The organism is Longimicrobium sp., assembly GCF_036387355.1.
Taxonomy (GTDB): Bacteria; Gemmatimonadota; Gemmatimonadetes; order Longimicrobiales; family Longimicrobiaceae; genus Longimicrobium.
Genome location: NZ_DASVTX010000059.1, coordinates 1 through 13,549, shown reverse-complemented (window position 1 = coordinate 13,549; position 13,549 = coordinate 1). Strand labels below are relative to the sequence as shown.

General features: G+C 70.3%; 10 protein-coding genes. 6 read left to right on the top strand and 4 right to left on the bottom strand.

Features of this window, described 5'->3' with window-relative positions; genetic code table 11:
• On the bottom strand, window positions 1–5,661 hold a 5,661-nt coding region (locus VF665_RS02910; RefSeq protein WP_331051901.1), incomplete at its 3' end, for a beta strand repeat-containing protein.
• Window positions 5,662–5,997: 336 nt separating this feature from the next.
• Window positions 5,998–7,257 carry an aminotransferase class I/II-fold pyridoxal phosphate-dependent enzyme gene (locus VF665_RS02905; protein ID WP_331051900.1) on the bottom strand — a complete coding sequence of 420 codons (1,260 nt, stop codon included), beginning with the start codon at window positions 7,255–7,257 and terminating at the stop codon, window positions 5,998–6,000.
• 609 nt (window positions 7,258–7,866) lie between these two features.
• Between VF665_RS02905 and VF665_RS02900 the strand changes: the two genes are divergently transcribed.
• Together VF665_RS02900 and VF665_RS02895 are read left to right on the top strand one after the other, a co-directional pair.
• Window positions 7,867–8,589: a hypothetical protein gene (locus VF665_RS02900; protein ID WP_331051899.1), complete on the top strand. Its 723-nt coding sequence runs from the start codon at window positions 7,867–7,869 to the stop codon at window positions 8,587–8,589.
• Window positions 8,590–8,610: 21 nt separating this feature from the next.
• On the top strand, window positions 8,611–9,102 hold the full coding sequence (locus tag VF665_RS02895) for a BON domain-containing protein (protein ID WP_331051898.1): 492 nt from the start codon (window positions 8,611–8,613) through the stop codon (window positions 9,100–9,102).
• Between the two features lie 214 nt (window positions 9,103–9,316).
• Here VF665_RS02895 and VF665_RS02890 read toward each other — a convergent pair whose 3' ends face one another.
• Window positions 9,317–9,982, bottom strand: a complete 666-nt coding sequence (locus VF665_RS02890) for a BON domain-containing protein (protein WP_331051897.1) — start codon at window positions 9,980–9,982, stop codon at window positions 9,317–9,319.
• A gap of 127 nt (window positions 9,983–10,109) precedes the next feature.
• On the opposite strand from VF665_RS02890, the gene mobB reads away from it, so the two are divergent.
• From mobB to VF665_RS02875, 3 genes are read left to right on the top strand one after another with little or no spacing between them, the layout of a single operon-like run.
• On the top strand, window positions 10,110–11,285 hold the full coding sequence (gene mobB, locus VF665_RS02885; RefSeq protein WP_331051896.1) for a molybdopterin-guanine dinucleotide biosynthesis protein B: 1,176 nt from the start codon (window positions 10,110–10,112) through the stop codon (window positions 11,283–11,285).
• Window positions 11,275–12,570, top strand: a complete 1,296-nt coding sequence (glp, locus tag VF665_RS02880) for a gephyrin-like molybdotransferase Glp (protein WP_331051895.1) — start codon at window positions 11,275–11,277, stop codon at window positions 12,568–12,570. The genes mobB and glp overlap by 11 nt, the downstream gene beginning before the upstream one ends.
• Window positions 12,571–12,628: 58 nt before the next feature.
• A complete protein-coding gene (locus tag VF665_RS02875) occupies window positions 12,629–12,814 on the top strand; it encodes a hypothetical protein (protein WP_331051894.1) in 186 nt (61 codons plus the stop codon).
• Between the two features lie 77 nt (window positions 12,815–12,891).
• Here the strand turns inward: VF665_RS02875 and VF665_RS02870 are convergent, their stop codons facing one another.
• Window positions 12,892–13,107: a dodecin gene (locus tag VF665_RS02870; protein ID WP_331051893.1), complete on the bottom strand. Its 216-nt coding sequence runs from the start codon at window positions 13,105–13,107 to the stop codon at window positions 12,892–12,894.
• A gap of 206 nt (window positions 13,108–13,313) precedes the next feature.
• Between VF665_RS02870 and VF665_RS02865 the strand changes: the two genes are divergently transcribed.
• The coding region (locus tag VF665_RS02865; RefSeq protein WP_331051892.1) for a hypothetical protein at window positions 13,314–13,549 on the top strand (236 nt) is incomplete at its 3' end.

Here is a 13,549-nt window from a genome sequence, read left to right as displayed (position 1 = left end):
CAGCGTCTGCGTCCCGGTGGTGGTTCCCACGCGCAGTCCCAGCGAGGCGTTGCTGTCGCTCGTTCCCGCGCCGTAGATGTTGTTCCCCGTCATCTCCAGGTTCAGCGCGCTGCCGTCCTGCGGCTCTACCAGCACAGCGCGGAAGTTGGCCTGTCCCACGGGGAGGGCCGCCGTGCCGATGGTGTTGTTCACGACCTTGATGTGCGCGGTCGCCGAGCTTCGCGGCGAGAGCGCAACCGCGGTCTGCCACAGGTCCGTGATCACGTTGTTTGCGATCACGACCCGGTGGGTTGCCGCGGTAGTGCTCTGCATGAACACATGGATGCCGCGGTATCCGCGATCCGTGACCGCCGAACCGGTGCCGCTGTTGGTGATCGTGTTGCCCACGATGGAGTCCATGGCGGTGTTGCCGCCCACCACGGCTCCGTCAAACGACTTCAGGGTTACGATCCCCGCCAGGAAGGTCGCGTTGGCGACGGCCGAGAACACGTTGTTCTTGATCTTGTAGTTCAGCGTGCTCGATGCGTTGGCGCCCACTTCCAGGTTGTTGGTGCCGTTGGCCGCCGCGTTCTGGAAGCGCGAGTCGCTGACGATGGCGTTCACCGTCCCGGTAGAGCCGCCCGTGTCGCCCGACGAGATCACCCAGCCGCTGCCGAACAGCCCCTGCAGCGTGCTGCCGAACCCGTCACCGGTGCTGCTGTCGATCACGTTGAAGTTCACCACCCCCGTGCCGCCCGCCGACAGCGAGCCCGCGGTGGTGCCGTCCAGCTTGTTCTGCATCGTCACCGCGTCAAGCGTGATTGTCGCGTTGGTGTTCTGCACGAACCTGGCGCCGTAGGCCGGGTTCAGCGGCACAGCCGCGGGCGCCACGTTGTTGAAGTCCACGGTGGACTTCTGCACCAGGTTGGTTCCCGTCAGGTCCGTGGCGGTGATGCCGCTGGACCCGTCGCCCGTGGTGATGGAAAGCCGCATGAACTGCAGCGACAGGTTGCCGGTGCTGGACAGGGTCACCGCGGCGGAGTCGGTGTTGGTCGCGCCGCTCTGGACGATGGTGCCGCCGCTGTTGGCGGTCGTTCCGTCGCCCGTCACCTTGAGCCCGCCGCTCGTCCCCGTGTTCTCCAGGCGAATGCCGTAGCCCGAGCCGGTGGACTTGTTGACGCTGCGGAAGGTGACGTTGCTGCCGCCGATGCTGGTGTTCTGGATGTTCACCGGCGTGCCGCCGGCGGTGGAGGCCACCGTGTTGTTGGCCCCGGTCACGTTCACGGTGCCGCCGTTGATGGCCGTAAAGCCGCCGCCTGAGGTGGTGGCGATCGCCAAGCCCCCGCCGCTGAAGTTCACGGTGGCCGCGTCGTTGTTGTCCAGCGTCACGGCCGCGTTGGCGCCCGTGTTCAGCGACTTGGTCGTGCCGGTGAAGTTGATGGCCGGCGCGCCCGACGTGTTGTTCTGCACCAGGATGCCCAGGCCGGTGGTGGTAATCCCGCCGCTCACCGTAACGGCGCCACCCGTCAGGTCCTCGATCTGCACGGGGCGCGCGGCATTGGTGCTGATCGTTCCCGCGAAGGTCACCGTGGGCGCGCTGGCGTCCACGAACAGGGCGGGCGCCGTGGCCACCGGGTTGGTGACCGACACGCTGCTGCCGAAGCTGAAGGTGCCGCCCGAGCCGTTCAGGATGTCGATGCCACGGTCCACCCCGGCCGCCAGGGTTGTGGTGCCGTTGAGGTTGTACGTGCCGTCGGCGTTGTCGAACTGCAGCCCCGTTCCGTCCGTGGCGCCCAGGGTGCCCGTCTGGAAGGTGAGCGTGCCGGTGTGGCCGCCGCTCACCTTGAGCAGGGGGACGTTGTTGGTGGCCTGCGAGATGCTGCCGCGCCAGTCCAGGCTCACGGAGCCGCCGCTCACCACCAGGCTGCCCACCAGGGAGCCGTTGGTGATGGTGCCGCCGTTCACCGTCGCCGAACCCGAGACGGTGGTGAAGGTCACGGGCGTGCCCGACGAGCCGCTCGAGTTGATGGCGGCGATGGTGCCGGACAGCGACCCGGTGGTCAGGTCGATGGTCCGCCCGGCGCCGGTGGAGGTCACCGTGGTGCCCGTCAGGTCCAGGCTGCCGAAGCTGCTGCCGCTCAGCACCATGTTGGTGGCGCCGGTGCGGGTCAGCGTCATGTTCTGCAGCTGCACCCCGGTGGTGAGCGCCGAAAGGTTTGTCAGGCTGACCGCGTTGCCGGTCGTTGCCTGAATGGTGCCGCCGTTCACCTGCACGCCCGGGCCCGTCAGGTCCGACAGGACGATGCCGTTGAAGCCGCCGTTGGCCGACACGCTGGCCAGGTTCACGCCGCTCGCGCCCGTGGTCACGCTGGCGAGCGAGAGCGCGGTGCCGGTGGTGGAGGCGATGGTGTTGCCCGCGCCGGTCACCTGCACCGTGCCGCCGCCGCTGGCCGTGAGGCCCGCGCCGCTGGTGGTGCTGATGGCCAGCCCGCCGCCGCTGAAGGTGATGGTGGCACCGGGGTTGGTGCTCAGCGTCACCGCCGCGTTGGTGGTGGTGGTAAGCGACTTGGTGGCGCCGGTGAAGGAGATGGCGCCCCCGGTGTTGCTCGCCACCGAGATGCCCTGCCCCGTGCCGGTGATGCTGCCCGACACCGTCACCGCGCCGCCGCTCACGCCTGCGACCGAGACCGGCCGGCCCGCGTTGGCGCTGATGGTTCCGGCGTAGGTGACGTTGGTCACGGCGCCGCCATTGGAGATGTCCAGCGCGGTGCCCACCGGGTTGGTGATGCCGGTGTTGGCGCCGAAGCTGAAGGTGCCCGTGGAGCCGCCCAGCACGTCGATGCCGGCGTTGCCGCCGCCCAGCGTGGTGGTGCCGTTGAAGTTGTACGCGCCGTCTGCGTCGTTGAACTGCAGGCCGGAGCCGTTGGTGGCACCCAGCGTGGACGCCGCCTCGAACGTAAGCGTCCCCGTGTGCGTCCCCGTCACCGACAGCAGCGCCGCGTTGTTGGCCTGGGTGGCGGTTCCGCCGAAGGTGGCGTTCACGCTGCCGCCCACGACCGCGATGGCGGTGGACGCCGCGCCGGAAACGTCCAGCGGCATCGTGACAGTGCCCTTGGTGCCGTTCATCAGCACGGCGTTGTCTGCGCTGCCGGTGGACCGCACCTGCTGCAGCGAGCCGAACAGCCCGGAGTTGAACACGCTGATGGCCGCGCCGCCGCTCACGTCGATGGTGGTCGCGTCAAACTTGATGCTGTCCGCGCCGCTGGCGTTGATCGCCACGGTGCTGGCCGCCAGCGCCCCGTCCATCACGATGGGCCCGAGCTCCACCGGCGCGGTGCCGGTGTTGGTCAGGAAGACGCGGTGGCTGGTGGTGGCGTGAATGAAGCCCGCCGTGCCCGGCATGCCGGCGATGCCCGTCACCTGCACGCCGCGGCCGCTGAGGCCGTTGAGGACGATGCCGCTGGGCGCGCCCGCGCCCACCTCGATGCGGTACAGCGACAGGCCGGCGCTGCCGGTGCCCACGCCCGTCAGGCTGAGCGCCGTGCCGCTGCCCGTGATGATGGTGTTGCCCGCGCCGGTCACGCTGAAGGTGCCGCCGCTGTTGCCGGAGATGCCGGTGCCGGTGGTCGTCTCAATGTCCAGCCCGCCGCCGCCGAAGCTGATTTCGGCGCCGGTGTTGGTGGCCAGCGAAACGGCCGTGTTGGTGGTGGTGGTGAACTCCTTGACGCCGTTGAAGCGGAACGCGCCGCCGCTGTTGTCGTGGATGTTCAGCCCCTTGCCCAGCAGCTGCAGGCTGTCGGCAAAGATCACGACGCCGCCGCTGTTGCCATGCAGTTCCACGCCGTCGTTGGCGTCCTTGACGGGCCCGGTGAAGGTCACCGAGTCCGTGGTGCGGCCGCTGATCTTGACGGCCTTCTGAAAGCCGCGGATGGAGCCGGGGAACTGGATCTTCGCCGTGCCGCCCACCACTTCAAAGCCGGTGGTGCCCAGGTACAGGTTGCCCGACATGGCGGTCAGCGATCCGCCGACGTTGTTCAGGTAGACGCCCTGCGTGGACGACCCCACGGCCGCCAGCGACAGGAAGGCGCCGTTCAGGGTGCCGTTGGTCAGGTGCAGCGCGGGGCCGGAGGGGTTGGTGCTCACCCCCGCCACGTTCAGCGTGCCGAAGCCGCTGCCGGTGATGGCCGCGCCGTTGGCCGCCGTGATGCCCACGTACTCGATGCGGTTGTTCTGCGCGACGGTCACAGTGGCGCCGGCCGTCGTACGGGTCATGCCCGGCGCGCCGCCGGCGGCCATGACGACCAGGCTGTCGCCGTTGAACAGGCCGCGCTTGAAGGTGGCCGGAAGCCCCTGGCCAATGACGGCCTGGTTGTTCTCCAGCACCCAGGCGCCGTTCAGGTCCGTGGCGCCCGCGGCCAGCACGAAGAGGGTGTCGCCCGCGGCGGCCGAGTCCTGCGCGGAGGCGACGCTGCCGAAGGGCTTGCTGTCACGCCCGTCGCCGGTGCCGCCGGCGCGCACGTACCAGTAGCGGCTGTTCTGCACGTCCACCAGCGCCAGCCCGGCCACGGTGCGAACGCCGTCCGTCACCGAGTAGTGAATGGTGTCGCGGCCGGCGAAGCCGGAGCGGCTCAGGTAGGTGAAGCTGCCGTTCGCGGCCAGCACCGCCTCGCCGCCCTTGGCGGTGGTCACGGTGCCGGCCAGCACCTGCAGCTGTCCGTCGTTGATGTCGTTGGCCAGCATGCCGTGCGCGGAGTCCACCGGCACGGTCACGTTGCTCAGCGCGCCCACCGAGTCCGGCGTGGCGACCGGCTCGTTGTCCACGATCACCAGGGTGGAGTCGATGCGCGAGGCGTGCACGTCGCTCACCGCCTTGACCCACGCCGTGCCCTTGGCGACGGCCGTGATCTCCGCCGTCCTGCCGGGCAGTTGGGTGACGGTGACCACGGCCGGATCGGTGCTGGTGAAGGTCACCGCGTCCGGCTGCGGCGTGCCGACCGGGTTGCGCACGTCGGCCGACAGCGTGTCTTTCTGCGCCACGTTCAGCACGGACGTGTCCGGCGAAAGGCGCAGGAACCCGTTGGGCCACCGCACCTGCGCGGCCACGTACATCTTGAAGGCGATGTTGGTGACGCCGGGGTCGCTCCGCAGCTTCCACGTCTTGGAAAGCGAAACCGCGCCGGAGTCCAGCCCGCCGGCGTACTGGTAGTACGGGCGGTCTTCCGTGAGGAAGGTGGTGGAGCCGTCTTCGTTGGCGACTTCCACCGTACCGGTGCCGCCGCTGGCGTACGGCATCTGGTGGAAGAAGACGCGCACGCCGGCCGTCCCGTCCACCGCGCCCGTGGCATCCACGCCCAGCGCCTGCGGAATCAGGTTCTGCACCGTGACGTCGAACGCCGTGGTGTCGGCGATCGTCTGGATGTTGGTGCCCGTGAGCTTTACCCACACGCCCTGGTTGCCCACGATGAGCCCGGACGCCCCGCCGGCGGACGCGCCCTCGGGGCGGCACTCCAGCTGGGCGGCGCGCAGGTTCAGGGAGCAGTCCAGCGCCTGGAGGGCATCGCCGGGCGTGGGGGGACGCGGCGTTTCACCGCCGGTGCCGGGCGCTGCGGGGTTGCCCGCGTCGCTGCAGGAAACCGCGGCGAGCAGGCCCGCCAGGAACAGGGCGCGTATACGGAAGGACATGGGAACCAACTCCGGCCAAGTGAGGGCACTGGGGGATTGCGACCGACCGTGGGGGCGCGGCGGAGGCCGCGCCTTGAGCGGGAGGCAAAACGCCGCAGCGGCCCCTCAAACGGGCCACGCTCCGCGGGAGCGGAACATACTGCGACGCGTCAATGTCTCACATACGGGTTGCGTCGTCAAGAGTTTGTGTTGCAGCAACATCCGATGTCCGTCCAGTACCGGCGAAGTGCTTGACAAACTTCAGGTGGGGCACGCGCGCCACAGCCGGATACGGGAAGCCCGGCCGCGGAAACGCGGCCGGGCTTCTTTGTGTCGGGTACCGGAAGGATCGGCGGGTCAGTCCTCCGCGGGGCCGCGGGCCAGCGCGCGGCCGATCCGCTCGCCGGCCTCGGCCAGGCGGCTTTCGGGCTCAATGAGCGCAAACCGGACGTGGCCTTCGCCTTCTGGCCCGAACCCCACCCCCGGCGACACCACGACGTTGGCTTCGCGCAGCAGGTGGCGGGCGAATTCGATGCTGCTCATGGCCCGGAACGCCTGGGGGATGCGGGCCCAGACAAACATGGTGGCACGTGGCGCAGCAACGTCCCACCCGGCTGTGGCAAGCGCGCCCACCAGGGCCGCGGCGCGGCGCCGGTACACCTCGCGCGTTTCGCCCACGCACTCCTGGCCGGAGCGCAGGGCGTGCGCCGCGGCGATCTGAATGGGCTGAAAGATGCCGTAATCCAGGTAGCTCTTGATCTTGGTGAGCGCGCCCACCATCGCCGGGTTGCCCACGCAGAAGCCTACCCGCCAGCCCGCCATGCAGTACGACTTGGACATGGAAAAGAACTCCACGGCGATGTCGCGCGCGCCCGGAACCGACAGTACGCTGGGCGGGTCCTCGCCGAACCCGAAGTCAGCGTACGCGAAATCGTGGATGAGCAGAAGCCGGTTGCGCAGGCACACCTCCACTGCGCGCTCAAAGAAGCCGGCGGGCGCCTGCAGCGTGGTGGGGTTGTTCGGAAAGCTGAGCAGGAGAACGCGCGGCGGGCTTTCCGCGGTGCGGCAGGCCTCTTCCACGGCGCCGAAGAGGGCGTCGGCGTCCACGTAGCCTTCCCCCGCGTCCGCGAGGGGGAGCGTCTGCACCTTTCCGCCCGCGAAAACGACGGAGTAGGTGTGGATGGGGTACGCCGGCGCGGGAACGAGCACGGTGTCGCCGTCGCCCAGGATGGCGAGCATGAGGTGGGCGATGCCCTCCTTGGCGCCGATGGTGACGACCACTTCCGTTTCCGGGTCCAGTTCCACGCCGTACCGGTCGCGGTAGTGCTCCGCCATGCCCTCGCGCAGGCCGTAGATGCCGCGCGACGCGCTGTAGCGGTGGTGGCGCGGGTCCGCCGCGTGGGCCACCAGTTCGTCGACGATGTGGCCGGGGGTGCCCAGGTCGGGGTTGCCCATTCCCAGGTCGATGACGTCCTCGCCGGCATCCATGCGCTCGCGCTTTTCGGCGTTGATCTGCGCGAAGACGTACGCGGGAAGGCTGCCGATGCGCGGAAAGCCCGCGCTGGATGTAGGCGGCCACGCGGGCGCGGACGACGAACTGGGTGACGAGACCGACATGGCTTCTCCGGCGTTGGGATGGATTGATGGATCGCGCGTCCGATGCACGTTTCTCGCCGGACGCGCCTGACGGGGTGTCGCGATGCGAGGAGTTCCGTGCAGCGGCCGGCCTTGAAAACTGCCCCACGCGGAGGTCGCGGACGCAGGAGAATCAGGCGGGGGTAGGCCCGGCTCGGAACCCCGGGCGCCGGGCACCGGGCACGGGGCACTCCGCACTCCGCACTCCGCACTCCGCACTCCGCACTCCGCACTCCGCACTCCGCACTCACGCACTCCGCTGTTGCGTGAGGGATTCGCGCCCGGAGGGCCGAGAGCCCGGAGTGGAGGGGCAACAGCAGTACCGTTGCCCTGTAACGGAGGGGGCTCGGCGCCGTTGGCAACAGCTGTATCGTTGCCTACGGCGCGCGAAGCCCGGCCCCGCGCAGCGGGGACACGCCCCAACCTCCGTTTCACCCCACGCCCGCCCGAACAGCACGCTCGCTTGCCCCTCCCCGGAACAAACCCTACCTTCGGGCCGGTACTAGCGGCGGTTCCCGGCATGGGGACGGCCCGTACGCCGCGGCGGACCGCATCCGCCGCTTCGTTTTTTTCATCGACCGCAAGACAACGATGACGCGAGTTCCGCGCACCGCGCTTCTGCTGGCCGCCGCCCTGGTCGCGATGGCCCGTTCCGCCTCGGCCCAGGACGTTCCGTCGCCCATTCGCGACGTGACCACCACGCAGGCCGTCCACGTTTTTGCCGGGTACCTGGTCCCCTCGCGGGGCGTGCAGATCACCGACAGCACCGAGGTGAACTTCGGGCCCAAGCCCGCGCCCATGCTGGGCGTGTCGTACGAGCTGCGCGCCACCGGCGGGCTGAACCTGCAGCTGGCCGTGGGCTTCAGCCCCAGCGAGCGCCGGCTGTTCACGCCGGAGTACGTGGACGACTCCACCCGCGTGGAAGCGGTGGACACCGGGGTGGACGTGCCCAGCGGAATTGTGACCACCGACGTGGCGCTGCTGTTTCACCTCACCGGCCCGCGCACCTGGCACAGCCTGGCGCCCTACGTGCTGCTGGGCGGCGGCATTGTGGCCGACGTGCGCGGAACGTTTCAGGAGGAGGCCGACCTGGACCTGAGCGGCACGCAGCTGTATCGCTTCGGCCCCACGTTTGCGTTGCGTACCGGCCTGGGGACCGACTGGTTCGTCAGCGACAACCTGTCCATTCGCGGGGAACTGCAGGGGCGGCTGTGGCGCACGTCGCCGCCTGACGCGTTCGTGGTTCCCGTGCGGGAGCGCTCGGAGTGGAACCAGGTGGGCGCGGTGACCGTCGGGGCGGCGTTCCACTTCTAAAGCAAGCGTCAGGAGGGCGGCATGGCCGCGAGGTACACGGGGGACATCTTCGACTTTTCGGGGATGACGGACGACGAGCTGTACGACGCGGTGGTGCAGCACCTTCAGGAGCACCCGGAGCTGGACGCGGGGTGGATCGAGGTGCGGGTGGACGCGGGCCACGTGACGCTCAGCGGCCGCGTGGGCGCTGATTCCGAGATTTCCGTGGCCGAGCAGGTGGTGACGGAGATCATGGGGATCCAGGAGTTCACCAACGAGCTGATGGTGGATGAACTGCACCGCGGACAGGCGCCCGAGGCCGCAGACGATTCGGTGATGCTGGACATGGAAACCGATTCGCAGATGGGCGACGCGAACGACAACCAGTCGGACACGGCGTCGCACCTGGTGGAAGACGTGGCCGGCCAGATGTACGGCACCCACAGCGTGCAGGAGGCGGTGGAAGAAGGCGCCTCGTACACGCCCCCCGACCGCCCCATGGGCGAGGGCTACGGCTCGCGCGAAAGCCACTGACCGGTTTCGGCCGATGAACAGGAAGCGGGTCCCGGGCTGTGCGCCGGGACCCGCTTCTCGTTCTGTCCTCCCATACGGAAACGGCAACCCCGTCTCTCACGGAGGTCACAGAGGCTGCACGGAGGTCACGGTACTGACGACGGCAGTTGGCGATCTTCTGCCGTTCCTCCGTGAACCCCGTGGAATTCCGTGTGCTCCGTGAGAGACGCGGTTTTCAGGGTTCGGTGCGCGTTCCGGACGTGGTCTGCGGAAGAAGGTCGCCGTGCGTGTCGCCATTGGAAGGCACGTTCACCACCAGCCGGGTGATCACGCCGCGCACGCCCTCGGTTTCCCACGCGTCGTCCCAGGCGTAGCGCGCCTCCAGGAAGTCGTCCACCTCGCCCGTGAGCGTCACCACGCCGTCATCCACGGTGACTTCAATGCGGTCCACGTCCAGCCACACGTCCTCGTACAGGCGTTGGCGAACGGCGTCCAGAATCTCGTCGTCGCTCAGCTCCACGTCGGTGTCGTCCAGCTCGTAGCCCCAGCGGTCGCCGCGGTGCGGCTCGCGGTCCAGCTCCGGATGCCGCTGGTACGCCGACGGCGGCAGGAACGGCCGGGTGGCGTTGCCGCCGCCGTAGTCGCCGCCGTACCCCGCCCAGCCTGCACGCTGCGGCTGCCCCATTCCGCCGCCGTATCCCCCGCCCCGCGTGGGATACGGGTCAAACCCCGGGTAGCTGTCGCCGTACACGCCGCGGTCGTAGCGGTCCGGCTGCTCCCAGCGGCCGTACTGCGGGGACCCGCCCGGCTGCCCGCGGAACCCGTCGTAGCCGCCGCGGCGTCCCGGTGTCGGCTGCCGCTCCCATCCCCCGCCAAAGCTGTACGGATCGTATCCGCGCATCACTCCCCCTCACGCCAGGTGTCTGTCCGGTGCCCGGCCCGGCGGCGCGCAAGACCCGTTCCGGCCGCGGGTTGATCCGCCGCCCCGCCGCGGGTTACGTTGCGCGCCGAACCCGCACCCCGCGCCCATGCCGCCGCCCATCCCCACCTCCGCCCCCGAACCCCTCGGCGTCCTGCTGGCGGGGGGCGCCAGCCGGCGCTTCGGCACGCCCAAGGCCTTTGCGCGCGTCGGCGGACGCACCCTGGCGGAACGGGCGCGCGACACGCTGGGCGCGGTCCTTTCCGAGATCGTCGTCCTTGCCAACGAGGGCGGCTATGACGGGCTGAGGCTTCCCGTCCACGCGGACGACGCGGCGGGGCTGGGGCCCGTCGGCGGGCTGGCCACCGCGCTGCGGCTGGCCGCGGAGGCGGGGCGCGCGGGAGTGATCGTCGTCGGCTGCGACATGCCGTTCATCCCCCCGGCGCTGGTGCGCGCGCTGGCGGAGCGGGCGCGGGCGGACGACGTGGACGCGGTCGTGCCCGAAAGCACGGGGCGGCGCGGGATGGAGCCGCTGTGCGCGTGGTACTCCGTCCGCGCGCGGGCGTTGGTCGACGCGATGATCCGCGCTGGCGACCTCGCCCTGCACCACCTGCCGGAGCGCATCCGCACGGCGCGCATTCCGCTGGGCGAGGTGCGCGCGATGGGCGATCCGGCCCGCATCTTCTTTAACGTCAACACCGTGGACAACCTGCAACGGGCGGAAGACATGGAGCGCGGGGTGCCGCCGGCGGTGTGCATGGTGGGGCGCAAGAATAGCGGGAAAACGACGCTGGCGGTCGCCGTGCTGGCGGAGCTGCGGCGGCGCGGGCTGCGGGTGGCCAGCATCAAGCACGGGCATCACGACTTCGAGTCGGACCAGCCCGGGCGCGACAGCTGGCGGCACTTCAACGAAGGCCAGGCAGAAGCGACGCTCATGGCGGGAACGGGAAAGATCGCGCTGACCATGCGGATGGAGGGCGAGCCGGACCCGCGCGCGCTGGTCGGCGCCTTCTTCGCCGGGCGCGGCTACGACGGCGTGCTGATTGAGGGATGGAAGCACGGCCCCTTTCCGCGGATCGAGGTGTTCCGCCGCGCGGTGCACGAGCGCCCCATCCACGACCCCGCCGCGCCCGATGCGCTCCTGCTTGCGCTGGTGACGGACGAGGCCCTGCAGGCCGCCGTCCCCGTGATCGTGATGGATGCGGATCCCGCGGGCGCGCACGTGGCCCGGGTGGCGGACCTGGTGCAGTCCGCCTTTGGCGCGGGGGGCCCCGATGGGCGCTGACCGCGTGGCGGACTGGATCAGCGGCGGGGATGCGCTGCGGCGGATGCTGGAAGGCGTTCCGCGGCTGCCGCTCGAGACGCGGCCGCTGCTGGACGCGCTGGGGCGAGTGCTGGCGGAAGACGTGATTTCTCCCGTCGCCCTGCCGCCGTGGGACAACAGCGCCATGGACGGCTTCGCGGTCCGCGCGGAGGACGTGCGTGGCGCCTCCCCGTCATCCCCCGTCGTGCTGCGCGTGGTGGATGACGTGCCGGCGGGGCACTTCGCGTTGCGCCCGGTGGGCCCCGGCGAGGCGATCCGCATCATGACCGGCGCGCCGCTGCCGGCGGGCGCGGATGGCGTGATCCGGGTGGAGCACACGGACGGCGGAACGGCGATCGGCACCGCGGACGGGCGCGTCGCCATCCGCTCGGACGCGGACGCGGAGCGCAACGTTCGCCCGCGTGGCGAGGACGTGCGCCCCGGCGACACCGTCCTGCGCGCCGGGGACGTGCTGACGCCGGGATCGCTGGCCGTGGCGGCGGGGGCGGGGCGCGCCTCGCTGTCCGTCATCCGCCGTCCGCGCGTGGCCGTGCTGGCCTCGGGCGACGAACTGGTGCCGGTGGAGGAATTCGGCGAGGTGATTGCGGCGCGGCGGATCGTATCCACCAACAGCTACGCGCTCGCCGCCCAACTCGCGGAGGCGGGGATGGAGGCGCGGGTGCTGGGGATCGCCCGCGACACGCCGGCCAGCCTGCGCGAGCACCTGGCCGCCGCGGAGGGGTGCGACGCGCTGATCACCACCGCGGGGATCAGCGTGGGCGAGCACGACCACGTGGTGGGGGTGATGGAGGAGCTGCGCACGGAAGTCGCCTTCTGGCGGGTGCGCATCCGCCCCGGATCGGCGATGGCGTTCGGGCGGGTAGGCGGGCTGGGGGGGATTCCGTGGTTCGGCCTGCCAGGGAATCCGGTATCGACCATGGCCACCTTCGCCCTTTTCGTCCGCCCCGCGCTGCTGCGGATGGCCGGCCACGCGCGCGTGCACCTGCCGGGCATCCGCGCGACGTTCGACGGCACCTTTGCCGCCCGCGGCGAGCTGATGAACTTCCCGCGCGTGCGCCTGCACCGCGGCGAGGACGACGCGTGGACCGCGTCGCTCACCGGGGGCCAGGGGAGCGGGATGGCGTCGTCCATGGCCGCGGCGGACGGACTCGCCATCGTGGACGCGGGGCGGGAGGTGCGCCCGGGCGACCCGGTGCGCGTAGTTCTGCTTTCCGGCGCGCCGCTTACGGACGCCGCGCCGTTCTGAACCCGCCGCGGCGCGGGCGTTGCACATCCGCGGCGCGAACCCGAACCGGACATGAACCATGGCCACTGGCCCCGACCCGAACCGCTTTCAGACCACCGATCCGGAGATGGAGCCGGAGGACTACCGGCGCGGCGACAGCATCGGCGACCTGAAGTCGACGCGCATGGGATTTCCCCTCTGGGCGTCGGCGCTGATCGCCGTGGTGGCCGCGGGGTTCGTGGTGTACCTCGCGTTCCGCGGCTGACGCCCGTCACCGACCGAAAAGAATGCGGCCGCCCCGTGCAGAGGGGCGGCCGCTTTCTTTTCGTTCAGGGAACCGGATCAGCCGTTGTCTTCTTCCAGCTTGAACCAGAGCTTGAGCTTGACCTGGTACTCGCCCACCTCGCTGCCCTTGATGTAGCCGCGCTGCTCCACGACCTCCAGCCATTCCAGGTTGCGCATGGACTCGCCGGCGCGCTTGACCGCCGCGCGCGTCGCATCCTCGAAGCTCTGCGCCGAGGTTCCCACCATCTCGATCGACTTGTAGACGCCGCTCATCATCCTCTCCCGTTGCGAAACCCGGACTCGGTGCCCGGCCGCGAGCGTTGGGGGCAAGGCGTGTTCCACCAGCCGTCCGGGCGTGCACAAGGGCATTGACCCGGCGCACGAAATCCGCCAACGTTGCGCGACCTGTTTACGCCCGAGAAGTCGCGCCCGGTCCCGCGCTGCACCGTTCCTTCCCCCCGTTCCAGGCTCTCTCGACGATGACGCTGCGGACCTTTCACGCCCCCGACGGGGACGAGTGGCGCGCCTGGCAGGTGATTCCCACGCTGCGGCTTACGAGCCAGCTGATGGCGGAGCGCCGCGGCCAGGACGTGCTGGACTACAAGGGCCCAGAGCGGCGCGCCCGGGACGGCGAGCGCCCGCAGGCCGCGGACTACGTGCAGCCGCATCTGGCGTCGGGGTGGCTCTGCTTTGAGTCGGACCGGGAAAAGCGGAG